The sequence below is a fragment of the Neotabrizicola paludis genome (assembly GCF_044142105.1).
Classification (GTDB): domain Bacteria; phylum Pseudomonadota; class Alphaproteobacteria; order Rhodobacterales; family Rhodobacteraceae; genus Pseudogemmobacter.
This window is the reverse complement of record NZ_JBGTYM010000003.1, coordinates 313,566-336,521: the sequence shown is the minus strand read 5'-3', so window position 1 is coordinate 336,521 and position 22,956 is coordinate 313,566. Positions and strand designations below refer to the sequence as shown.

Here is a 22,956-nt window from a genome sequence, read left to right as displayed (position 1 = left end):
GATCTGGCCGGAGAAAGCGCATGAGCATGACACAAACCGCTGCCGGCAGCCCTGCTCCCGTCGCCCCGAAAGGGGCGGCTCGCAGGGCTGGCACCCCCATGCTGGCCGCGCCCGGCCTGATCTTCGTGTCTCTGGGCCTTCTGTTGCCGCTCGCATTGATGCTGCGCAACAGCCTGAACCGCTACGACCCTGCCGAGTTGATGGTCAGCGCGGTCACGGCCGAGAACTATCTCAAGTTCTTCAGTGATGCCTTCTATCAAGAAGTGCTGTGGCGCACGGTCTGGATCTCGGGCCTGTCGACGGCGATCTGTCTGGTAGCGGGCGTGCCCGTCGCCTATTTCCTGGCACGTCACGTCAGTGCCTTGGCCAAGCGTATGCTGCTGATCGTCATCCTTGTGCCGCTGCTGATCGGCAATGCCGTGCGCACATCGGCCTGGATGCTGATCCTGAACGACAAGGGGGTGCTTGCGGCATTCCTCGGGCTTTTCGGGCATGAGGGACCGCTTGGCCTGATGTATTCGGCGCCGGGCGTGATCATCGGTCTCGTCTCGGTTCTACTGCCTTTCATGATCATCACCCTGAACAGCGTCTTCGAATCCATCGACCAGAACCTGGAAGATGCCGGTCAAAGCCTGGGCGCTGGCCATTTCACCATCATGCGCCGCATCGTGTTGCCGCTGGCGATGCCCGGTATCCTTGCCGGCTCGGTTCTGTGCTTCATCCTCTCGATGAATGCCTATGCCACGCCGGTCCTCATCGGTGGCCCCACCTTTCACATGATGGCGCCGACCGTCTATCAACAGATCGCCAAGGTGATGAACTGGCCCTTCGGTGCCGCCCTGGCCTTCATCCTCATGGCCGTCACGATGATCCTGACCGTCGGCGTCTCGGTCGTCGTGCAACGCAGATACCGGAAATGGAGCGAATGATGCGCGCGGGTCAGTCCACGTCCATCCGTCTGGGCTATACAGCCTTCAGCATGCTGGTGATCGGCTTCATCGTCCTGCCGCTGATCTTCATCATCTGGATGAGCTTCTTCTCGAACAAGATCCTGTCCTTCCCGCCCGAGGGCTATACGCTGGACTGGTATCGCCGCGCCTGGGAACTGTCGGATTTCCGCAACGGGTTTTTCCTCAGCCTCCGCACCAGTCTGATCGCGACGGTCGTCGCGCTTTGCCTCGGCCTCCCTGCCAGCTTCGCGCTCGTCCGCGGCCGGTTCCGGGGGCGGGAGACCATAAACACGATCCTGATGTCGCCCATGGTCGTTCCCGGTATCGTCGGGGGCAGCGCGCTGTTCGTCTTTTTCCTCGAGGTCGAGTTTCTGACCGGCTGGCGTGTCGCGGGCACCAATCTGGGGCTGATCGTAGCGCATAGCCTGATCGCGCTGCCCTGGATGATCCGTCTGGTGACCACTTCGCTCATCAGCGTGAACCCCTCGATAGAAGAAGCAGCCAGCAGCCTTGGCGCCGCACCGCTGACCGTCTTTTTCCGCATCACGCTGCCGGTCATCAAGCCGGGGGTGATCGCCGGATCGCTGTTCGCCTTCATCAACTCGTTCATCGACCTTGAAAAGTCGATCTTCCTGATCGGACCTGACAGCACCACCCTGCAGATCGCGTTGATCAACTACCTCGAATGGAACTTCGATTCGACCATCGGCGCCGTGGCGACCGTACAGATCGTGCTGATCACGGTGCTTCTGCTGATCACCGACCGCTACGCCAAACTCAGCCGCGCCTTCTGAAAGGACAAAAGCATGCCGGACGTCGTTCTTCAGGATGTCGCAAAGCACTATGGCACATCGGTGGCCGTCGCGAATATGTCGCTCCGCATCGGCGACGGTGAACTGGTCGCGCTTCTAGGCCCCTCGGGCTGCGGCAAGACCACGACCCTGCGCATGATCGGAGGCTTTGTCGACACGACCAGCGGGCGCATCACGGTGGGCGGACGCGATGTGACCGCCCTGCCCCCAAATCGGCGCAACATGGGCTTCGTCTTCCAGAACTACGCACTTTTCCCGCATATGACCGTGGCGCAGAACGTGGCCTTCGGGCTTGAGATGCGGGGCGTGAACCGCAGCGATACCGACCGCAAGGTGCGCGAGGCGCTGGTGCGGGTGCGCCTGGCCCAATATGCCGACCGTCTTCCCCGGCAATTGTCCGGCGGTCAGCAACAGCGCGTGGCGCTGGCCCGCGCGCTGGTGATCGAACCCGATGTTCTTCTTCTGGACGAGCCGCTGTCCAACCTGGATGCCTCGCTGCGGCAAGAGATGAAGATCGAGATCCGCCAATTGCAGCAATCCCTGGGACTGACGACCGTCTTCGTCACGCATGACCAGGACGAAGCGATGAGCACCGCCGACCGCATGGTGCTGATGTACAATGGCAAGGTCGAGCAGGTCGGTCCCCCGGACGAGGTCTACGGAACCCCCCGCTCGGCCTTCGCGGCGGGCTTTCTGGGCATCCCGAACCTTCTCCCCGGCAAGATGCTGCCAGGCCAGCAGGCCTTTGCGATTGAGGCCGGCCCCGTTCTGCGCCTTTCCGGCCAGGCGGCCGTCGCCGGGCGATCCTTCCTTGCCCTTCGCCCCGAAGTCATCTCGATTCTGCCGACCGCGCCTTCCGGCGCCGAGAACTGCCTTGCCGGCCAGGTCGAGATCATGACCTATCACGGTTCTGCCGTGGAATATCAGGTGCGCACCGAGACGGGCCTGACCCTGACCGCCCGCGCCGTGGCGGCCGGTCTGGGTGGGCCCGCGATCTTGCCCAAGGGCAGCCAGGTCTGGCTGTCCTGGCCCCCGACGGCAGGTGTGATCGTCAGCGAGAACTAGCTTTTCAGGAGTTGAAATGATGAACCAGTACACCCTCCTTTCGGAGGCCGAAAGCCTGCATGCCCGCCTGACCGTTCTGGACGGGCTGATCGTGTCCGATTTCGGCCCCGAGGTCTTTCGCGACATGCAGAAGGGCGGCATCACTGCGGCCAACTGCACCTGCTGCATCTGGGAAGATTTCACCGCGACGATGCGCAACATCATGCAGTGGAAGGCCTGGTTCCGCGACCATGGCGACCTGATCTTGCAGGTGAAGACCACCGCCGACATCCGCCGCGCCAAGGCCGAGGGCAAGACCGGCATCATCCTGGGCTGGCAGAACGTCACGGGCATGGAAGACCAGCTTGGCTATCTGCCGCTTTTCAAGGAGTTGGGCGTCGGCATCATCCAGATGGCCTACAACACGCAGAACCTTGTCTGCACCGGCTGCTACGAGACCAAGGACGGCGGTCTTTCCGATTTCGGCCGCGAGATGGTGGCCGAGATGAACCGTCTTGGCATCCTTTGCGACCTGTCGCATGTCGGCGCAAAAAGCAGCCATGACATCATTCTGGCCTCGACGCAGCCCGTCGCCTATTCCCATTGCCTGCCATCCGGTCTCAAGGCGCATCCGCGCAACAAGACCGACGAACAGCTGCGCTTCATCATCGACCATGGCGGCTTTGTCGGGGTGACGATGTTCACGCCCTTTCTGGCCCGCGGGGTGGATGCCACGGTCGACGACTATGTCGAAGCGATGGAATACGTCATCAACCTCTGCGGCGAGGACCGGGTCGGCTATGGCACCGATTTCACCCAGGGCCATGAGCAGCAGTTCTTCGACTGGATCACCCATGACAAGGGTTATGCCCGCCGTCTTACCGATTTCGGCAAGATCCAGAACCCCGCCGGCCTCGACACGATCGGCCATACGGGCGCGCTGACCGCCACAATGCTGCGCCGCGGCTGGAAGGAAGCGCGGATCGAGAAGATCATGGGCGAGAACTGGGTCGCCTTGCTGCGCGAGGTGTGGGGGGCCTGATAGGGTCCGCTCCTGCGCCGTCTGTTGCCTGGAATGGCGCGTGGTGCCGCGTACCCGCGCTGGATGCGGACGTTGATCAGGGCAAAGACCTTGGGATCAAGCTACGTCTGCGCCCGCGCCGGGAGCAGGCGCATTCGCCACCTTGGCACAGATGCGGGGGGCGCTCTTGCCTCACAGCCAGAACTGGACTCTTGCGACCAGCGCGCTGCCCGAGAGGCGGGCTTTCAGGGTCGGGCCTTCGCTTGAGGGTCCAATCTCGATTTCACCACATGACAAAGCGGGGTAGGCCAGTCGTCAAAGGCTGCACCGAACCGGACCGCACAAAAATCCTGACATGTTGGAATAACCGTCACGCCCCGGACGTTTCTCTTTCGATTGTGACGGCTGCATGACGGCGACGTTGTGCAGCGCCTGACCGGAGAGAACCTCGAAATGACCTGGTATTCGACCCTCAACCCCGATCTCGCAGCACTCAGGATGGGCTGGTGGTGAATCAGCCCACCAATCGCTGGTTTGAACCAGCGCGGCGCATTCCCGTGCGGATCGAGCTTGAGGGCGGGATGGACGCCTGGCCCACCAACGTCCGGGTCGGCGGCAAGGTCCATGCCGTCATCTTTGCCAGTGGCAGCGACAGTGGTCTCATCGTGCTGCTGGCGCGCAGCCTCCAGCGCCTCCGGTCCTGGGCAAGCTATCTGCACTGACATGTATGTCACGCCCCGCCCCGATCTGCGCGAAGACCCCAATTACGGCATTCGCCTTGGTCTGACCGGCGCGCTGGCCTATGCTGCGATCCCGCTCTTGGACCCCGCGCTGCCGCCGATCGTCGCGGCGCTGCCAGTGGGCCTGATCGCAGCACAGCGCCGGGCGTTTGATCCGGCCAAGCTGATCGGCGGGGTGGCCGCGATGATCATTGTGCCCTCGATGATGACGTGGCTGGTCGAGTCGTTGCGCCCCATGCCGTGGGCCTATGTCACGGTCATGTGGGGGCTCTACTTTCTTGGCTTCCTGATGATCCTGCGCTCTGGCGCACAGGCGGGCATGCTGCTCGTCGTTGTCACCGTGCTGATCTCGGTGATGGGAATACACGGCTGCGCCACGGTGGAAACGCTTCGCGATGGCATTGTCCAGGCGGCCCTTGTCGCGCTTGTCGTCGGTCCCATCGTGTATCTGCTGGTGCCGGCGCGCACCAAGGAACGCCATGTCGACGAACCGACGCCAGGACAGGGCAACCCGGTCAAAGGGGCGGCTATCCGGGCCACCATCCTCCTGGGCTTCAGCATCTGGCTCTACGCCGTGATGCAACCCTCCGACATGATGATGGCGGTGGTGGCGGCGATGGTCCTCGTGTTTCCGACCCGCCAGGCGGTGTTTTCTGAAGCAGCGCAGCGCGTGTGTGCAACAATCTACGGCAGCGCAGTGGCGCTTGGTGTTCTGGCACTGTTCGTCCTGTCGCAGCATCTGCCGATCATCCTGGGCCTGATCTTCCTTGGCGGCCTCTGGTTTGGCCAGAAAATGCTGTCCGGGCCGCAGCCCAGCATGGTTTATCAATACGCATTCTCGGTCATGCTGGCGCTTGTGGCAGGGGCGCTCAGCACGCAGGATGCGGGATACGCGGTCTTCATCCGTATCGTTCTCACCATGATGGGGGCATTTGCCGCCGCCTTCGCGATCGCACTGTTGGATAGGCTGGCCGCTCTGCGTTCAACCCGCGCAGAAACAAGCGCGCCATGAAACGCATCCGTCGCTGGCGACTGTGGCGGCGTCGGGTCATCCAAGCCAGCTCAGCCGGTATCGCCGCGTCAAAGCTACCGTCCACGGGGCCCGCCTCCTGGTCTTGCACCCAGCATCCCGGATCTCGCCCGTTTGTTGAAGCCGAGCGTTGGTCGTGACCCCTGCAGAACGGGGATAAAAATCCCGGAGGGACAGGACAGCGATCACCTATTTCTTGGTGAGGCGAACGCCAGCAGCCGCCGCTGCCGCCAGCACCAGACAGAGTCGTGTCATCGCTCACCGTCATGCGGCCAGCCGATCCAGCGCGGCACGGTCTGGACGAACTCCCCATACGCCGCGCCATTCGCAGCCATGAGCGCCTTTTCCTCGGACAGAACCTGCGTCCGCGCTGACCAGAGAAACAGGCCCGCGCTCAAGGCGGTCGGGATCGAAGGGATGGCCAGCGCCACACCCGCCAGCAGCAGCCCCTGCCCAAGGAAGGTCGGATTGCGCGAAAAGCGGAATAGACCGTCCCGCACCAACACCCCCGTCTCGCCCGCCTTCACGCCGACCCGCCACGACGCGCCCATCGCCCTCTGCGCCATGACGGCCAGCCCCGCGCCCGATGCCGCCATCATCGCGCCGACAAGGCCGAGAGGCGGAAACCGCCCCTCGGTCCAGAGCGGGTCGATCTTGTGCAGCACGGGCAGGATCAGCCACAGAAGCGGACCCGCGAGCGCCAGCACAAAGGCAGCGCGGAACCCGATCGCCGCCAGACGGTCGCGGCCCGTCGCCGCGTCGAAGAGCCACGCTGAACGCCCCGCCGCCCGCGCGGCCAGTCTCCCTCCCGCGAAGAAAAGGACCAGATAGACCGCAAGGACAGCGAGCACCGCCCAGCCGAAGAGATGCAGCATCTTAGCTCTTCTCCGGATTTTGGGCCAGCAGACGCAGGGCGTTCAGCGTCACGAGGACCGTCGCGCCCGTATCGGCAAGGATCGCGAGCCAGAGCCCGGTGATCCCCAGCACAGACGTCACAAGAAACACCGCCTTCAGCCCCAGAGCCAGCGCCACGTTCTGCCGAATATTCCCCATCGTTGCCCGCGCAAGCCGGATCGTTGCCGGGATATCCGTCACGCGGTCGCGCAGGATCGCCGCGTCGGCAGTTTCCAGGGCCACGTCGGTTCCAGAACCCATCGCGACCCCGACGTTTGCCTGCTTCAAGGCGGGTGCGTCGTTGATCCCGTCGCCCACCATCATCACGCCGCCTTGAGCAGCCATCTCACGGATCGCGGCCAGCTTATTTTCGGGCAGCATCTCGGCCCGGAACTCGGTGCCAAGGGCCTCTGCGATCGCCGCCGCCGTGCGGGAATTGTCGCCCGTCAGGATCGTGGGTGTGATGCCCATCGCGCGCAATTGGCGGACCGCATCCGCGGCATCCGCACGTGGCTCATCCCTGAGCGCAATCAGGCCAAGCGCCGACTTGTCGTCGAACAGCACGGCAACGGTCTTGCCGCCCTCCTCCAGCTCTGCCACCCGGACGATCCAGTCGCCCTGCAGCGCCCCCTGCTCGGTCGCGTAGCGAGGGCTTGCGATGGTCAGGTCGCGCCCCTCGACCTTCGCCGAAACGCCCTTGCCGGCAAGGGAACGGGCGGCGGTGGCGGCAGGAACCGCAATTCCTTCGGCCCGCCGCAGAATGGCCTGAGCAAGCGGATGGCTCGACCCTGCTTCGACCGCAGCCGCAAGACGCAGCACCTCTGTCTCGGTCGCGCCCGCGACAGGGACCACCGCCACCACCTGCGGACGTCCCAGCGTCAGCGTCCCTGTTTTGTCGAACGCGACCTGCCGGACCCTGGCCGCCGCCTCGATTACCGCACCGCCCTTCATCAGAAGACCCCGCCGCGCCCCAGCCGAGAGGGCCGAGGCAATGGAGGCCGGAACCGAGATCACCAGCGCACAGGGGCAGCCGATCAGAAGCAGCGTGAGTCCCCGATAGATCCAGGTGTTCCAGTCCGCTCCGGTGGCGAGCGGCGCGATCAGGATCACCGCCACCGAAAGGGCCACGATCATGGGCATGTACCAGCGGCTGAAGCGGTCGATGAACCGTTCGGTCGGCGCACGCGCCTCCTCGGCCTCTTCGACCAGGCGGATGATCCGGGCGATGGTATTGTCCTCGGCCATCTTCGTCACACGGATGCGCAAGGCCGCCTCGGTGTTGATCGACCCGGCAAAGACCATCTCGCCCGGCCCCCGCGTCTTGGGGACGCTTTCGCCAGTGACGGGGCTTTCGTCCACACCGCTTGTGCCCTTGACAATCTCGCCATCCGCCGGGATGCGGTCGCCGGGGCGCGTCAGAACCACTTGCCCGATCCGCAGGCTGCCCGCCGGAACCTCTTGCGTCTGGCCGCCATCGACCAGAAACGCAGTCTTGGGCACAAGGTTCGCCAATGCGCGAATACCGTCGCGTGCCTTGTTGGCGGCCACGCCCTCAAGAACCTCTCCGACCGCGAACAGGAACACGACCAGTGCCGCTTCCTCGGTCGCTCCGATGAACAGGGCGCCTGCGGCGGCGATGGTCATCAGGCTTTCGATGGTGAAGGGCTGGCCCATGCGCAGCGCCGCATAGGCGCGCTGCGTGACGGGGGCCACGCCGATCACGCAGGCCGCGACGAAAGCCCAGTATCCGAGCGTATGGCCGGAGAGCAGCTCCACAGCCCAGGCTGCGGCCAGCAACAGCCCGGTGACGATCACCAGCCGCCCCTTGGCCGTCTGGTACCAGCGCTTGCCGCGGTCGGCCGGGTCGTCATGGACATGGCCCGGACTGCCATGACCGGTATCGGCCACATGGGCCGACGCTTCGTGGTCATGGTTGCGATCTCCGGGCCCGCGATCATGCGACGCGTCCCCAGGCATCACGAACGCCTTCTTCTTCGGCGCCGCGGTACCCTTCGGCGCGATGCCATAGCCAAGTGCCTTGACCACCGCCTCGATCTTGTCCTTGGGGGTGGTGTCTGACGCAAGCGTCAGGGACAGCTTCTCAGCCATCAGCGCGACCGAAACGTCGCTGACGCCCGGCATGCGCTCCACCGCCCGCGTCACCTTGGCGACGCAGGAGGCGCAGTCCATGCCGCTGACGTTCCATTCGAGCCGCTCTGCCATTTGCTGCCCTTTCCTTCACCTTGTTCGAATCAGGTCAGCCTCTTACCTAATTGCTCTAGCCGCTATAGCTTCAAGGACATTCGCATGCTGACCATCGGGAAGTTGGGACAAGCGACAGGCGTGAAGGTTCCGACCATCCGCTATTATGAACAGATCGGCCTTTTGCCCGAGGCCGGGCGCAGCTCAGGCAACCAGCGCCTTTATGATCGCGGCACGCGCGATCGCCTCGCCTTCATCCGCCACGCCCGCGAATTGGGCTTCCCGCTCGATGCGATTCGCGACCTCCTCAGCCTGTCCGATCGACCCGAGCAGCCCTGCGCAGCAGTGGACGATATCGCCAAGGCTCAGCTCAAAGCCGTGCAGGCTCGCATCGCCCGCCTCAAAGCGCTCGAGGCCGAACTCCACCGCATGATCGACCAATGCGCCTGTGGCACCATTCGCGACTGCCGCGTCATCGAGACGCTTGGCGACCATGCGCTTTGCGCCCAGGATCACGGCAGAGAGGATTGAATGGTCTGACGGAGCTGTTCTCGGAAAGCAGATCGAGAGAACCGATCGACCTGCGCAGCGATCCAACGCTCTGGTCCGGCTTTCGAACCTCCGTCACGGCGACTTTTGCGCAGGCCCGCGGGCTGAACAGGCCATTTCCCTTCCCTGTCCGACCTGCAAGATTGGCGCCATGACGCGATCTGTGCCCTTTCTGGAAAACCCGGCAAGGTTGGCTCTTCTTTGGGCCGGATTGCTGCTTGTTCTGCTGACGGCCATGGGGATCCTGCAGCACCGGGCACTGACTGCCGAGCTGGCGCAGGAAACCGCTGTGCTGCATCGTCTGGCCTCGCAACGGGCCGATCAGCATGATGCGCATCTGACGGCGCTGTCCGCGATCGCGGTGGCGAGTGACGATCCCGACCAAAGGCTATTTCTGGAAGTGGCGGCCTCGATCACCCGTTTCTATCCACGCATCAGCGCCATCACGCTGGTGCCGCTGCAGGGGGATGGCGCGGCAGTGGGAACGGCCCTGGATCCCGCGCTGGTGACCCAGATCCGGGCGGCGGCCCTGGCCTCGGACGGAGAGATCGCGCTTTTGCCCGATCCGGCACGGACCGGGCATTACATCATGGTCAAGCGCAGCCCCAATTCCAGTACAGCGCGCCACGGGCTCATCCTGTCGATCGACGCCGCCCGCCTGCTGGACGAGGCCGGCCCCTTCTGGACTCGGCCCGGACTCGGCCTGGCCCTGTCGCTGCCGGATGGAACGCCGCTGTTCCGGCGCGGCGCGGTTGAAGAGGCATGGCAGACCAAGATCCTGGGCAGCGCCTCGCAACCCTTGCGGCTGGACACGGCACGCAGCATCGCGCTCCGCGACCTTTTCCCGCCGCTCCGCACGGCGTTGGTCCTGTTGGCCGCCACCTTGGCCGCCGTTGGTGCACTGGCCTTCCTGCGCCAGCGGCGACGGGCAGGACAGGCGATGGAACAGGCGCGGCTCAGCGCGCTGGACTCACGGCTGGCCCACGCCGCGCGCGTCAATGCCATGGGCGAGATGGCCAGCGGCTTGACGCATGAACTGACGCAACCCTTGACCGCCATTCTGGCGCAGGCGCAGGCCGGGCGACGGCTGCTGGCGCGCGGCGATAGCAATCGGCTGGCCTCGGTGCTTGAGGATACCGTGGCCCAGGCCCGCCGCGCCTCGGCCATATTGGAAAGGTTCCGCAACTGGTCGCGCCCGCAGACGGCGACGGTGCTGGCCTTCGACTTGCGCGCCGCGCTGCGCAATGTCGCCGCGCTGCTGGGCGCACAGGCCCGGGCGCAAAGCGTGGCGCTGGCCTTCGACCTGCCACCAGATCCGGTCCTGCTGCGTGCCGACCCGGTCGAGATGGAACAGGTGGCGTTCAACCTGGTGCGCAACGCGCTGGAAGCGCTGAGCGACAGGCCCGCAGGGCAGGTCCGCGTGACCCTGCGGACCGAGGCGGGCCAGGCCGTGCTGACGATCCGCGACAACGGCCCCGGCATCGCGCCCGACATGCGGGCGCGGCTCTTCACCCCCTTTACCACCACCCGCGCGGACGGCACCGGCCTTGGCCTCGCGCTCAGCCAACGGCTGGTCGAACGCGCCGGAGGAGAGATTGCGCTGGAAGACAGCCCCGACGGCGCTAGTTTCCGCATCACCCTGCCGCTGGCCGGTGATACGCCATGACCCATACCGTCTATCTGGTCGATGACGATGCAGCGGTGCGTCAGGCGCTGACCCTGCTTCTTTCGACCGTGGACATTCCGGTGACCGGCTTTGCCGATCCGCAGAGCTTTCTAGGCCGCCTGCCGCATCTGGCGCCAGGTTGTCTGCTGATCGACATTCGCATGCCGGTGATCTCTGGCCTGAAATTGCAGGAACGGCTCGCCGATCTGGCCATCGACTGGCCGACCATCATCATGTCCGGCCATGGCGATATCGAGGCCTGCCGCCGCGCCTTCCGAAACGGCGCCATCGACTTCCTGTCGAAGCCGGTCGACGAGCAGGACCTGATCGAGGCGATCCAGAAAGCGCAGGCGCTCCTCGACCGCAAGCTGGAGCGCCGGGCCGAGCTGGCCGAGACACTGGCGCTGCTTTCCACCCTGACCCCGCGCGAGGCCGAGGTTCTGGAACGCATCACAGCGGGCTTCACCACACGGCAGATCGCCGCGGGGCTGGGCCTGTCGCCGCGCACGGTGGAAAGCCACCGCGCCGCCATCGGGGCCAAGCTGGGCACCAGTTCCCAGGCCGAGATGACCCGGCTCTGGCTGGAGAGCCGCGCAGCTCGGTAGTTCTACGGAGGCCGATGCAAGGGCTACGCATACCCGTTCGGGCGGAGCGGGATTAACTTCCGGTCATCGCCAATGACAGGAGATTTCCATGATCCGCACCACCATCCTTGCCGCCGCCTTCGTGGCACCCCTCGCCGCCGCCGCGCAAGACCTGCCGACCGCGCCCTATCTGCCGGTGGATCTGGCGGTGCAGGCCGCCGATGCCGCGCTGAAGGCCTGTGCCGCCGAAGGCCATAATGTCAGCGTCGCCATCGTGGCGCGCGATGGCGCGACCAAGGTGCTGCTGAAGGCGGATGCCTCTGGGCCACATACTGGCGCCAGCGCGACGGGCAAGGCTTTCACCTCGGCCGCCATGGGCCGCGATACGGCCGGGCTGGCCGGGTTCATCGCCTCGTCCCCCGAGAATGCCGGCCTGCGCGATATGGATTCGCGCATGGTCATTCAGGCGGGCGGCCTGCCGATCCGCATCGGCGAGGCGCTGCTCGGCGGCATCGGAGTCGGCGGCGCACCCTCGGGCGATATCGACGCGGCTTGCGCCACGGCCGGCCTCACCGCCATCGGCGCAGCGGTCGAGTAATCGGCATATGTCGTGCGGCCCCCGCGGGGGCCGCGCTTTTCCGAAGGTTGGAAGGTTCGGCAAAATGGTGGCTTGCGCAGCGCCCGCTGCGAACGCGTTTGCGGAAGCTGGCGCCGATATGGCGTGCGCACGGACGCTGCTGCCACTGAAAGCAGGGCGTCGCAGAAGCGGCGGTGCTAGAGCGGGCGGTCCAGGTCGAAACGCAGGCGCAAGGGCAAGTGATCGCTGACAACCAGCGAATAGCCAAGCGCCCAGCGGACCGCCGGCCGGGTGTCGATATTGTCGAAGATGATCTGAGAGTCTGCAAGTTCGGCCAGGAAATCGCGGATGTGCCGCTGGCGCGTTCCGTCCAGATCGTTCCAACGGACGTGGGTCTCAAGTTCGCGCAGCTGTGTCATGAGAACCGCGACCGGATCGGCGGCCAGGTCGTCGGCCGTGGCATTGGCCGCCAGCGGCCGCGCTTCGAAGGCACGCAGGCGCGCGCTCAGCCGGTCCTCCAGATTTCGGAAATCCGCCTCGCGGAGGCAGAACAGATCAGCCCGAATTCCGCCGACAGCGCGCAGATCGGCCAGGATCGTCATGAAGGCCTCATGGACGTTCCGGTTGCGCGGCAGGTTTTCAAGCAGCCGGGCCCGGCGATTGCGCAGCCGCTCCAGAAGCCCGCCCATCTTGCGGCGGTAATAGGCCAGGACATAGGGCTTCAGCCGCTCGATCAGAGCGTTGCCCAGGGCCGTGCCAATATCTTCGATCGTCATGATCGCCGATGCGAAATGACCGTCGGGAATGCCCTGAAGATAGGCCCCATCATAGGCGGCGCTGTAGAAATCTTGTCCCTGACGCGCGATCGTTCCGGGCGAGCACAGGGTCGACAGCGGCTGACCACCCGGCACCCGCGCAAAGCCCAGGTCCTGCATCTGGCCATCGAAATGTGTCAACACGGGATGGCCTTCGTTGATCGGCAGGTTGAAATCGCCGCACATCACGATCGGGATGCCCCAGCCGTCGGTGACAGCCTGCGCCACGGTCAGGATGCTGTCGCTGCGCATCCGCAGCGTCCGGGCGACATTGGTGCCCTCCGCTTCATTCTCAAGCGCCTCGCGCGAGGGGGTGAAGCGGGTATGAAAGAGCAGCACCTCGACCCAGCGCGTGCCTGGAAGCCGCACCGCGGCGCGCCAGGCCGATCGCCAGTTGAACGGGCTGCCGGGGCGCTGGGTGTCAAGGACATTCCCCTCGTCGTCGAAGCGGATGATCGACCAGTTGCCGACGACTTGCAGCATCTCCTGACGCTGGTGATTGGTGCCGCGGAACAGCGCGCCATAGGTTTCGAAGTGGAAGTCGACACAGCCGAAATGCCGCAGCGCCTCGTAATACAGATCGGCGTCCTCATGCTGGTCCAGCGGCTCTTCCCAGCGTCGCTCAAGCGTGATCCGGCGATAGGCGACCAGAAGCACAGCGCAGACGGCCAGCATGTCCTTGCTGCGGCGATGCCAGATGTGCCGCACGATGGTGCCCGCTCCACTGGGGTTCTCGGCCAGAAAACGGTAGAGCCCCTTCACCTCAAGCATGTCGATCCAGCACATCAGCCGGCGCAACTGCGTGTCGGGGTCAAAGTGCGATGGAGGCCGGACGCCGAACCGGACCAGACGCGCCTCGTCGCGCAAAAGGTCCATCGCCTGGATCCAGGGCAAGACCTGCTCGGGGCGCGAGGGGATATCGCAATCCAGCCCGGGGATCGCGTCAGCGGACAGGATCTGGCCGCTGATCGCGATGCGCAGGGCGCGGATTTCGGCAAAGCGGGCGCCTGGCTCGTCCAGCAGCGCCGCCGCGCCGGGGCAATTGTTCAGCTGCTCAAGCATCGCGAAGACCGTCGCCTCGGTCCAGTGGCGCGGATCGCTGCAATCCAGGCGGAACTGTTCGGACAGAAGCCTCAGGCGCAGCACATCGCGCACCCAGGGATGGGGCACCTCGACCATATGCCGGGTGACGGCCGGCGTGTCATGGGTATGCGGGCTGACCAGCGAGGTATAGGCATTTCCAGCATGGCGCCGAATCGATTCCATCGCCGCGCTGACATCCGATCCGGTCTCCATCACCAGCAGCAGATCGATGCCCCAGACCTGCATCAGGCGCGCGACGATCTCGGCCCGCAGCTCATTGGCAGGCGATCCGATCGGGCCGTTGGTTCGACCCATGCGATGGTCGCCGGTGAAGTTCTGTAGATTGAAGCTGAGCACCGACAGCCGGTTCGGCGGTGGGGCGAGCGTATTCTGATCATGGCGCGCGACGGTGACGTGCTGTGGCACGAAGCCCTGCGGCAGGTCCGGCGATTGCAGGGCCGAGGGTTGCGGGGGCGGTTGCGGCGGTTCGGGATTCTGCCAGCCCGGCCCAGCGAACCCCTGACCAGCAAAGCTCGTCCCGGCCTGGGGATCGGGGCCGACCGGCGGACCCCAGCTGATCTGACGGCAGCGACAGACGAAACCCTGCCGATGTGTGAAGCAAAGATCGGCCAGCGCGCCGCAGGTCGTGCATTGAAATCTGGCCGCCAGCGCGTCGCAATTCATCACATCGCAGCGCATTCACTCAGCTCCCATGCGCGGCGCGCAGCTTCTGCCCGATCTCGCAGATCGCCGCCGAGTCCCAGTCGCGGCTGGCGGCGGCGGCATCGTCCAGGAAGCCCGCAATTGCCCGTCGCGTGGCATCGCCCACCTCGCCGCGCCGGTCTTCGTCGCAGGCGAAGCCAAGATTCTTCAGCCGCTGCTGCACCCCTGCGATGCAGTCATGCGGGGGCAGGTGGCCAAGGTCGATCTGATAGACCTCGCCGGTTTCAAGTTTCAGCTCGGCCTTCTGTGCGTTGGCGGGAATGGCCTGGCGGATCCAGCCATCGCCATCGGTGACACCCGATCGGGCTGCGCCATCCACGGTGATGTGGTAGGAAAGGTCGGCGCGTGGCTGATCAAGCAGGTCGAGAAGCCTGATCTGCAACCGTTCGGGCACGCCCCGGCGGCGGAAACGGTGGCGCTGGTCGCAGGGCTTTTCCACCTCGTCGGGATCGAGATCGGGAAGATGCAGCACATCGCCGGCGGCTAGAACATTGCCGGTGACCCGCTTATCGCGCAGGGCGGCATTTTCAGGGTGGTCCCAGATCCTGTCGGGCAGAAAGCCGTTCTCGAAGGCGACGCTGGCGATGCAGTCGCCCGCCTCTACCCGGTGTTTCTTCGGCATTCAGCCTCCCCCTTCCCGTATCGTTCCGTCATTTTTTCTTTGAACTGAACCGCACCCGCAGGGATTGTGTCAAAGGAAAGTAGGGGTGACTTTCGCGCGAGTTCGACCTTTCCCGACCCTGGCCCGCTGCGGCTGTCCGGTTGACAAGCGCGGGGCGCAAGGCGGGAGCCGCGGAGGGAAGGATATGGTTGACAAAGCGAATCTGCTTGGCGACGGCCCGGCGCCGCTTCTGCGCTTTGAGAACGGTTTCGAGTACTGGCTGATCTATCGGCCCTGGCATCTGCGCGAGGCGCTGCGCCGAAGGGAGGAGTTGACGGAACATGGCTGGTCAGGCGTGACCGAAGCGCGGCTACGCAGCCTGCTGTTCCGGCCAGGCCAGATCGAACCGGTGCGCGGCCTGATGCATGGCGACGGCGCGGGACCGGGGGTGGAAACCGGGGATCATGCCGTCATCGACTGGCTTTGCGATCAACTGGCGGCGGGCTGGCTGCGGATCGCCGTCTTGCCCTGGCCGCGGGGTGAGCATCGGCCGGTCTACGATTTCGAGGCAGCGGTGGAACGGGCCGCGGTGCTGATGCAAAGCTTTCTTGCGCAGCCCCAGGCGCCGATCGACCCGACGCCGGCGCGTGATCCGGTGGTGGAACGTCATTGGGTCGAGATCGAGCTGCTGGACGAGGCCGATTGCGCCGTGCCGAATGAGCGGTACGAGGTCGTCCTGCCGACCGGGCGGGTGGCGAAGGGGCGGCTGGACCGCAATGGCCATGCGCGGCTGGAATGGTCCGGCGATGCCGGCACATGCCATATCAGCTTTCCTGAACTTGACCGCAGTGCCGTTGGATTCATCGCCTCGCTAGGCGCGCTGTAGGCAGGGCCGGGCTTATCGCAGCACCGGGCATGAAAAGGTAGACGTTTGCGGAAAAGCAGATCATCGCGATCCTGCGCGAGCAGGAGGCTGGGCCAAAGGCTGCGGAGGCCTGGTGCAGGCAAAGGATCAGCGGCTCCACTTTCTGGCGAATTTCGGGGCGTGCCGCCGTCCAATTCCAGCCGGCTGAAGGCGCTCGAGCACACGACGCTCAAGCATCTGTTCGTCAAGGCGAAGCTTGATAGCTGCGCTGAAGGCTCTCATGCCAAATATGTATGCTCCGCCGCGCAGTCGCAACATTGTCGGGCGTGGCGATCCGGCTTGCGCAAACGTCTCCGGCCTCTGATCGGTCAGCCGCTTTTGGCGGCAAAGCCCTGATGATATCCGCGCCTCGGATTCCAAATTAACGGTGCGGGATCAGGCTCCGCTTCTTTTGCATGGCATCGGCCTCGGCAAGGCTTGAGGGAATCGAGAGGGCGAACAGGCGCCGCAAGGGTCAGTTGACACCCGGACTCTGCCCGTTCGCCCAATGCGCCGCACTGGCGGCCCCACAGAAAGAGATTAAAGGCCTTCTCTGACGGGCGTTGAAGTTTGCGGCCGGGCCGGTCAGAGGATCGCGGTCGGGATGATCTCGACCAGAATGCGGGGATCAGCCATTTCGACCACGCCACAGGAGCGCGTGGGCGCGCGGTCACGGTCGATCCAGGAATCCCAGACGGAATTCATTGCGGCATAATCCTCCATCGACTTCAGCCAGATCTGGGCCGAGACCAGCTTGGAGCGGTCGCTTCCCGCCTGGGTCAGGATCGCGTCGATCCGCGCCAGCGCCTGTCGGGTCTGCTCCGCCGCGTCGGCGGTGAAGTCATCGGCCACCTGCCCGCCCATGAAGATCGTGCCATTGGCCACGATGGCGCGCGAGCGGCGGCCGTTATTGTCGATATGCTGCATCAGAGGTCCTTCTTCGTCTTGCAATCTTAACGGGGAACAAAGGTGGGCGGGTCGAAGGCGCGCACTGGGGGAAGCGGGCCGTCAAAGCGTTCGACCTGCACGAGGCAGGATTGCGCCGAAGGTCCCTGCGCCAGCCGCGAGGTGCCACGGTCGCCGGTCAGGACATTCGGGTTGCCATGGCGTTCAAGCGGCTGGGGGGCATCGCCTTCTTCGGGGTCGAACCAGGCGCCGGTCGGCAGTTGAACCACGCCCTGCATCAGGTCATCGCTCAACGCGACGGCGGCAAGGCAGGCGCCCCGATTATTGAAGACACGGACGACCTCGCCGTCGCCAATGCCGCGTGCGGCCGCATCGGCGGGATGCATCCGCATCACCTCGCGCCCCAGATGCTTGGCGGCAAGCGAGGGGCCGGACAGGTCATACTGGCTGTGCAGGCGGGTGCGGGGTTGGTTCGAGATCAGATGCAGCGGATAGGCGCCGGTATCACCCAGCCATTCCTTTGGCGGCAGCCAGGTCGGGTGGCCGGGACAATCGTCATAGCCAAAGCTTGCGACGCGGGTGGAATGGATCTCGATCCTGCCCGAGGGCGTGGGCAAGGGCGAAGCCGTGGGGTCGGCCCGGAACGCGCCCAGAAGATCGGGCTGGTCCTTGAGCGCCGGAGGATCCAGCAGGACGAGGCCCTGCTGCCAGAAGGTGTCGAAATCGGGCAGGGGCAGATCCGAGGCGGCGGCGCGCTGGCGGGCCTGGCCATACATCTGGCGCAGCCAATCCTCGGCACTGCGGCCTTCGGTGAACACCTCGCCCGCGCCAAGCCGCGCGGCGATGCCGGCGAAAATGTCATAATCGTCGCGCGCCTCGCCCGCCGGGTCGGCGACGCGATGCGAGGCAGCAACAAAGCGGTCGCGGCCCGAGGCGGCGATGTCGTCGCGTTCAAGCACGGTCGTGACGGGTAGGATGATGTCGGCGTGCCGCGCCAGCGGGTTCCACCAGCTGTCATGCACGATCACCGCTTCGGGCCGCTGCCAGGCACGGCGCAGGCGGTTGAGGTCCTGATGGTGGTGGAAGGGGTTGCCACCCGCCCAATAGACCAGCCGCAGGTCGGGATAGACGCGATCCATGCCGTTGAACTGATAGACCTCTCCCGGATGCAGCAGGGCATCGGCGATCCGGGCGACGGGAATATAGTCGCTGACAGGATTGTCCAGCTGCGGCAGCGAGGGAAAGCCGAAGGCCGGAGTCGGATTACCGATCCCGTTGACCGAGGCATAGCCGAAGCCGAAACCGCCGCCCGGCAGGCCGATCTGGCCCAGCATCGCCGCAAGCGTTATGGCCGCCCAATAGGGCTGTTCGCCATGATCGGCGCGTTGCAGCGACCAAGCCATCATCACGAAGCTGCGGCTGCGTGCCATGCCTTGGGCGAGATCGCGGATACGCTCGGCGGGAATGCCGGTGATCGCGGAGGCCCAGTCGGGCGTCTTGGCCACGCCATCGGAATTCCCGGTCAGATAGGCAGCAAAGACCGGGAAGCCTCGGGTATGGCTGTCAAGGAAAGCCTGATCGGCCCGCCCCTCCTGCACCAACGCGTAGCACAAGCCAAGGATCAGCGCGGTATCGGTGCCAGGGCGCAGCGGCAACCATTCGACATCCTCGCCCGCCGTGTCGTCGCGGATGGGCGAGACCGAGACGAGACGCGCCCCGCGTGCGCGCAGGGCCGCCAGGTTCTCGGTCAGGATATGCCGCGCGATGCCACCCGAGGAGACTTGCGCATTCTTCCACGGCACGCCGCCGAACATCACCAGCGTTTCGGTATTTGCGGCGATGACCGGCCAGGTCGTGTGGTCGGAGACAAGGCCGCGCTTGTCGCCCAGCACATGCGGCACCAACGTGTCGGCGGCCGCATAGCTGTAATTCTGGATCGAGCGGACATAGCCGCCCGCGGCATTGAGAAAGCGATGAATCTGGCTTTGCGCATGGTGGAAACGCCCGGCCGAGGCCCAGCCGTAAGAGCCGCCATAGATCGCGCCATTGCCATGGTCGCGACGAATGCGAGCGATTTCCGCAGCCGCCAGGTCCAGCGCCTCGTCCCAGGGCAGTTCGACAAAGGGTTCATGGCCGCGGCCCGCACCCTCGGTCGCGACACGGCCCGCCTCGCGCGCGCGCAGGAACGAGGCACGGATGGCGGGGCGCTGGATGCGCGCGGGGGCGTCAAGAGCGGCTATCATGCCTTCGGACAGGGGCGAAGGGTCTGGATCGGCCGCGATGGGATGCAGGGCCGTGACACGGCCCTGCGCCATGCCGGCGGTATAGGTGCCCCAATGGGCTGCGACCGTGGGGCGTTCGGGACGGGGAAGCATGAGATCGGTCCTTCCTTACAGGCGCGCCCAATCGTCGATCAGACGCCAGGCCACCAGGAAATGCGCCTTCTGCAGCTCGGCCATCCGGGCCGTGTCGCGGGCGCGCAGCGTGTCGATCAGAAGACGATGTTCCCCAGCGCGTCCCTGCCAGATTTCCTGCGCCATGATGGCAAGGTAGCGGACGCGATAAAGCCGCAGCGATAGGTTGGCATGAATCTCGATCAGGGTCTTGTTGCGCGAAGCGGCGATGATCGCCATGTGAAAGGCTTGGTTGGCGCGGAAATAGCGGAAGCGGTCGCCCTCGGCCACGGCGGCATCCATCGCGTCAAGATGGCGCTCGGCGCGCAGGATGTCGCCCTCGTTGGCCATGCGGCAGGCGGCGACACCGCCTAGCGCCTCAAGCTCAGTGTAGATCGACAGCATGTCGGCGATGTCATCGGTGCTGTTCTTGACCACGATCGCGCCGCGATTGGGAATCAGCTCGACCAGACGTTCCACCGAAAGGATCTTGAGCGCATCTCGCATCGGCGTGCGTGACACGTTGAGCTGTTCGGCGATGATGCGTTCGCGGATCGGCTCGCCCGGTTTCAGGATGTCATGGATGATCTGGTGGCGGATATGGCTGGCGATCTGGTTCGGCAGAGGATCGTCGCCATCAAGCTCGATCGCTGGACTGGAGGCGCGAATCTGGTCGGCAACATTCAGGGTCATCACTGTCCTCTCGCGCGGTCCTGGGCGGGGCGGGGCAGGCCCGCAATCTCGCCGACGGTAACGGGTTTCACGGGCATGCGGATACGATAATATCCTGCGTTCTGGGGCTCTTGCCCGGTCAGATCAGCAAAGACCTGGGCGATGGTCGTGCCGCACATGCGGCCCTGACAGGGGCCCATGCCGGCGCGGGTGAAAGCCTTGAACTGGTTGGGGCCGGGGCAGCCCTCGGCCACGGCGCGGGCCAGCGCGCCACGGGTGACCTCTTCGCAGCGGCACAGGAGGGTGGCGTCATCGCGCGGGGCAAGGAAGTGGGGCGACGGACGGTACAGCCGGTCAAGGAAGGGACGCGCGGCGGTTTCGCGGGCAAGGTGGGGCAGAAGGGCGGCGGGATCCGCCGCCATCCGCCCCAGATCGCGTGCGATGGCACGGGCGGCAATGCGGCCCGACAGGGCGGCGGCACGGGCGCCCGCGATGCCCCCGCCATCGCCCGCGACCCAAAGCCAGTCCTGGCTGGTGCGTCCATAGGCGTCACACGCGACGACAAAGGCCGCCTGCGCGGCATCCCAGCGGTGGGCGGCGCGGGCAGCCATGGTCATGTTGGGATTGGGGATCACCCCGTGATGCAGGAAGACCTGGTGACTGTCGAGCGACTGGTCGCGCCCCGCAGAGGTCCAGCATACGCGGGCCAGCGCGGTGTCGCCCTCGAACCGCAGGGCGGCGACATTCCGGTGGATCGGCACGCCGCTGCGGCGCAGCTTTGCCAGAAGCCCGGCGCCCTTCCACAGAAGTCCTGGCTGCCGCAAGGCCCGCGGCAGATGCGGCAGCGCCGCGGCGAAGGCGCCCTTCGGCGTGGTGTCAAGGATGGCGGCGATGCGTGCGCCCGCCTGAAGATACTGGCAGGCGACGAGATAAAGGAGCGGTCCGCAGCCGGCAAACACCGCCCCTTCGGCCAGCGAGCCGGTGGTCTTCAAAAGGATCTGCGCCGCACCTGCCGTCATCACGCCGGGCAGGGTCCAGCCCGGCACGGCGAAGGGCCGCTCCATCGCGCCGGTGGCGACAAGAACATGGCGCGCGGCCAGATCACCGCCGCCTTCGGGCGTGGTGAAGGACAGGCCGTCGGCGCCGATGCGCCAGACCGTGCTGGCCGGGTGATAGGCGGCACCCGAGACGAGGAACGCTTCGGCCAGCGGACGACCGGCAGCATAATCCCTGCCCAGAACACGGGCCTGCAGGGTGCCGCGCGGCTGGGTCACGTTGCGGTAGATCTGGCCGCCCGGCGCAGGCTGTTCGTCGAAAAGCGCGACAGAAAGGCCCAGAGCCCGCGCCTCGGTCGCGGCGGACAGGCCCGCCGGGCCTGCTCCGATGATGGCAAGGTCTATGGTTGCCTCCGCCATCATGCCGCGCCCTCCTGCCGGGCGATGACCATCCCCTCGCGCACGGTTTCCAGACAGGTCTGGCGGTTGGGTTGGCCGTCGATCTGGGCAAGGCAGTCGAAACACACGCCCATCATGCAGAAGGGCTGGCGCGGCGCCCCGCTGACGGGCGTGCGGCGGAAGGGCGTGAAGCCCGCGGCCAGCAGGGCGGCGGCAAGGTTCGCGCCTGCGGGCAGAAGCGAAGGCTGACCGTCCAGCGTGACGGACACCATGGGCTGCGGCGTGGGATCAAGCGGCCTGAACATCGAACCGCTCCGGCTGGAAGGACTGGAAGATCTGGGGGTCGAAGGCGCCACGCCGCAGATGCTCGACGATCCCCCCTGCGTGCCAGGGCGCGAGGGTTACGCCGGAATGGACGCAGACCACGAACGCGCCGTCGCGGCCCTGATACACCGGAACGCCATCGGGCGTCATGATGCGCAGGGCGCCCCAGGCGCGGACGACACGGGCATCGCGCAGCATGGGAAAAGCGGTGACGGCCTTGCGGGCCGTTTCGCGCAGGACGGGCAAAGTGGTGCCGTCATCGGTGCCAACCTCTTCCGAGCTTTCGCCGAAGATGCAGCCGCCCTCGATTGTCTGGCGGATGAAATTCGTGCCCATAGGAAGGAAGGGGCGCAATTTCTCGGTGACAAGGATCTGGCCGCGCACCGGGCGCACCGGGGCGGACAGGCCGAGATACGGTGCAAGCGCGGCATTGCCCAACCCTGCCGCCAACACGATCCGTCCGCAGGACAAGCGGCCCTGCGGCGTCTCGACGGCGAAGCCCGCGCCATCGCGGGACAGGCCGGTGACTGTATGGTGCGGCAGGTATCGCCCGCCGCGCGCGCTCATGGCCTTGATCAGAGCGCGCAGAAGGTAAAGCGGGTTCGCCGTGCCGTCATCGGGGCAATAGGTGGCGCCCGCCACATCGGGGCCGATGGCGGGCAGTCGTTCGGCCAGGGTGGCGCGGTCCAAAACCTCAAAGGGGCTGTAGAGACGCGCCTTGAGGTTCGAGGCGGCCAGAGTGGCGGCGCGTTTGCCCAATTCCTCGGGTGAGAAGCAGATATAGGCGGCGCCGGGGCGGCGGAAATGCAGCTCGATCCCGGTTTCATCCTGTAGCGCGGCGGAGAAATCATCCCAGTCGGCAGCGGCCTGGCGGGTCAGGTCGGCGTAATCAGGCGCGGTCGCGCCCTTGCCCTGCACCCAGACATTGCCAAAATTGCCGCGCGCGGCCCGTAGTGCCACGTCGCCCTCGTCCAAGAGCGTGACGGCCTCGCCCGCGCGCGCCAGCCCATAGGCGATGGCGGCACCGACAATGCCGCCTCCCACCACGATATGATCCACCGCCGCCATGCCT

21 protein-coding genes are annotated in these 22,956 nt (G+C 65.6%); 11 read left to right on the top strand and 10 right to left on the bottom strand.

The genetic code is table 11. The features are described from left to right. Window positions 1-20: 20 nt before the first annotated feature. The 6 genes from ACED67_RS10060 to ACED67_RS10035 all read left to right on the top strand — a co-directional run bounded on the left by ACED67_RS10060 (window position 21) and on the right by ACED67_RS10035 (window position 5,579). Complete coding sequence (locus ACED67_RS10060; RefSeq protein WP_395541467.1) at window positions 21-929, top strand: ABC transporter permease; 909 nt, start codon at window positions 21-23, stop codon at window positions 927-929. Beyond that, a complete protein-coding gene (locus ACED67_RS10055; protein ID WP_395541466.1) occupies window positions 929-1,744 on the top strand; it encodes an ABC transporter permease in 816 nt (271 codons plus the stop codon). The genes ACED67_RS10060 and ACED67_RS10055 overlap by 1 nt, the downstream gene beginning before the upstream one ends. Window positions 1,745-1,756: 12 nt before the next feature. Beyond that, complete coding sequence (locus ACED67_RS10050; protein WP_395541465.1) at window positions 1,757-2,827, top strand: ABC transporter ATP-binding protein; 1,071 nt, start codon at window positions 1,757-1,759, stop codon at window positions 2,825-2,827. A 19-nt stretch (window positions 2,828-2,846) separates the two neighbouring features. Next, window positions 2,847-3,848: a dipeptidase gene (locus tag ACED67_RS10045; RefSeq protein WP_395541464.1), complete on the top strand. Its 1,002-nt coding sequence runs from the start codon at window positions 2,847-2,849 to the stop codon at window positions 3,846-3,848. Between the two features lie 485 nt (window positions 3,849-4,333). Beyond that, entirely contained in the window at window positions 4,334-4,549 is a 216-nt protein-coding gene (locus tag ACED67_RS10040; RefSeq protein WP_395541463.1) for a hypothetical protein, read from the top strand. Window position 4,550: 1 nt separating this feature from the next. Next, a complete protein-coding gene (locus ACED67_RS10035) occupies window positions 4,551-5,579 on the top strand; it encodes an FUSC family protein (RefSeq protein WP_395541462.1) in 1,029 nt (342 codons plus the stop codon). Window positions 5,580-5,848: 269 nt separating this feature from the next. On the opposite strand, the gene ACED67_RS10030 is transcribed toward ACED67_RS10035, so the two are convergent. Then, a complete protein-coding gene (locus ACED67_RS10030; protein ID WP_395541461.1) occupies window positions 5,849-6,472 on the bottom strand; it encodes a methyltransferase family protein in 624 nt (207 codons plus the stop codon). A 1-nt stretch (window position 6,473) separates the two neighbouring features. Continuing rightward, window positions 6,474-8,714, bottom strand: a complete 2,241-nt coding sequence (locus ACED67_RS10025; RefSeq protein WP_395541460.1) for a heavy metal translocating P-type ATPase — start codon at window positions 8,712-8,714, stop codon at window positions 6,474-6,476. 84 nt (window positions 8,715-8,798) lie between these two features. On the opposite strand from ACED67_RS10025, the gene ACED67_RS10020 reads away from it, so the two are divergent. The 4 genes from ACED67_RS10020 to ACED67_RS10005 all read left to right on the top strand — a co-directional run bounded on the left by ACED67_RS10020 (window position 8,799) and on the right by ACED67_RS10005 (window position 12,090). Continuing rightward, window positions 8,799-9,224, top strand: a complete 426-nt coding sequence (locus ACED67_RS10020; protein WP_395541459.1) for a MerR family transcriptional regulator — start codon at window positions 8,799-8,801, stop codon at window positions 9,222-9,224. 169 nt (window positions 9,225-9,393) lie between these two features. Further along, a complete protein-coding gene (locus ACED67_RS10015; protein WP_395541458.1) occupies window positions 9,394-10,908 on the top strand; it encodes a sensor histidine kinase in 1,515 nt (504 codons plus the stop codon). After that, complete coding sequence (locus ACED67_RS10010; RefSeq protein ID WP_395541457.1) at window positions 10,905-11,513, top strand: response regulator transcription factor; 609 nt, start codon at window positions 10,905-10,907, stop codon at window positions 11,511-11,513. Before ACED67_RS10015 ends, ACED67_RS10010 begins: the two co-directional genes overlap by 4 nt. A gap of 88 nt (window positions 11,514-11,601) precedes the next feature. Then, entirely contained in the window at window positions 11,602-12,090 is a 489-nt protein-coding gene (locus ACED67_RS10005) for a GlcG/HbpS family heme-binding protein (RefSeq protein WP_395541456.1), read from the top strand. A 176-nt stretch (window positions 12,091-12,266) separates the two neighbouring features. Here the strand turns inward: ACED67_RS10005 and ACED67_RS10000 are convergent, their stop codons facing one another. Continuing rightward, the gene (locus tag ACED67_RS10000) at window positions 12,267-14,666 is read right to left on the bottom strand and encodes a hypothetical protein (RefSeq protein ID WP_395541455.1); all 2,400 of its coding nucleotides are present in this window, start codon (window positions 14,664-14,666) and stop codon (window positions 12,267-12,269) included. Window positions 14,667-14,670: 4 nt separating this feature from the next. Beyond that, on the bottom strand, window positions 14,671-15,312 hold the full coding sequence (locus ACED67_RS09995) for a hypothetical protein (protein WP_395541454.1): 642 nt from the start codon (window positions 15,310-15,312) through the stop codon (window positions 14,671-14,673). Window positions 15,313-15,496: 184 nt separating this feature from the next. Here ACED67_RS09995 and ACED67_RS09990 point away from each other — a divergent pair, with 184 nt between their 5' ends. Further along, window positions 15,497-16,177 (top strand): hypothetical protein, encoded by a 681-nt coding sequence (locus ACED67_RS09990; RefSeq protein WP_395541453.1) that lies wholly within the window; start codon window positions 15,497-15,499, stop codon window positions 16,175-16,177. A gap of 603 nt (window positions 16,178-16,780) precedes the next feature. Here the strand turns inward: ACED67_RS09990 and ACED67_RS09985 are convergent. Genes ACED67_RS09985 through ACED67_RS09960 form a run of 6 tightly spaced genes read right to left on the bottom strand, consistent with a single transcriptional unit; the run spans window position 16,781 to window position 22,952 of the window. Next, window positions 16,781-17,122 (bottom strand): RidA family protein, encoded by a 342-nt coding sequence (locus tag ACED67_RS09985; protein ID WP_395541452.1) that lies wholly within the window; start codon window positions 17,120-17,122, stop codon window positions 16,781-16,783. Between the two features lie 26 nt (window positions 17,123-17,148). After that, on the bottom strand, window positions 17,149-19,476 hold the full coding sequence (locus ACED67_RS09980; protein ID WP_395541451.1) for a molybdopterin-dependent oxidoreductase: 2,328 nt from the start codon (window positions 19,474-19,476) through the stop codon (window positions 17,149-17,151). Window positions 19,477-19,491: 15 nt separating this feature from the next. Next, complete coding sequence (locus tag ACED67_RS09975) at window positions 19,492-20,187, bottom strand: GntR family transcriptional regulator (RefSeq protein WP_395541450.1); 696 nt, start codon at window positions 20,185-20,187, stop codon at window positions 19,492-19,494. Next, a complete protein-coding gene (locus ACED67_RS09970; RefSeq protein ID WP_395541449.1) occupies window positions 20,187-21,584 on the bottom strand; it encodes an FAD/NAD(P)-dependent oxidoreductase in 1,398 nt (465 codons plus the stop codon). Before ACED67_RS09970 ends, ACED67_RS09975 begins: the two co-directional genes overlap by 1 nt. Next, complete coding sequence (locus ACED67_RS09965; RefSeq protein ID WP_395541448.1) at window positions 21,581-21,865, bottom strand: (2Fe-2S)-binding protein; 285 nt, start codon at window positions 21,863-21,865, stop codon at window positions 21,581-21,583. The genes ACED67_RS09970 and ACED67_RS09965 overlap by 4 nt, the downstream gene beginning before the upstream one ends. Beyond that, window positions 21,849-22,952 carry an NAD(P)/FAD-dependent oxidoreductase gene (locus ACED67_RS09960; protein ID WP_395541447.1) on the bottom strand — a complete coding sequence of 368 codons (1,104 nt, stop codon included), beginning with the start codon at window positions 22,950-22,952 and terminating at the stop codon, window positions 21,849-21,851. Before ACED67_RS09960 ends, ACED67_RS09965 begins: the two co-directional genes overlap by 17 nt. Window positions 22,953-22,956 lie beyond the last annotated feature (4 nt).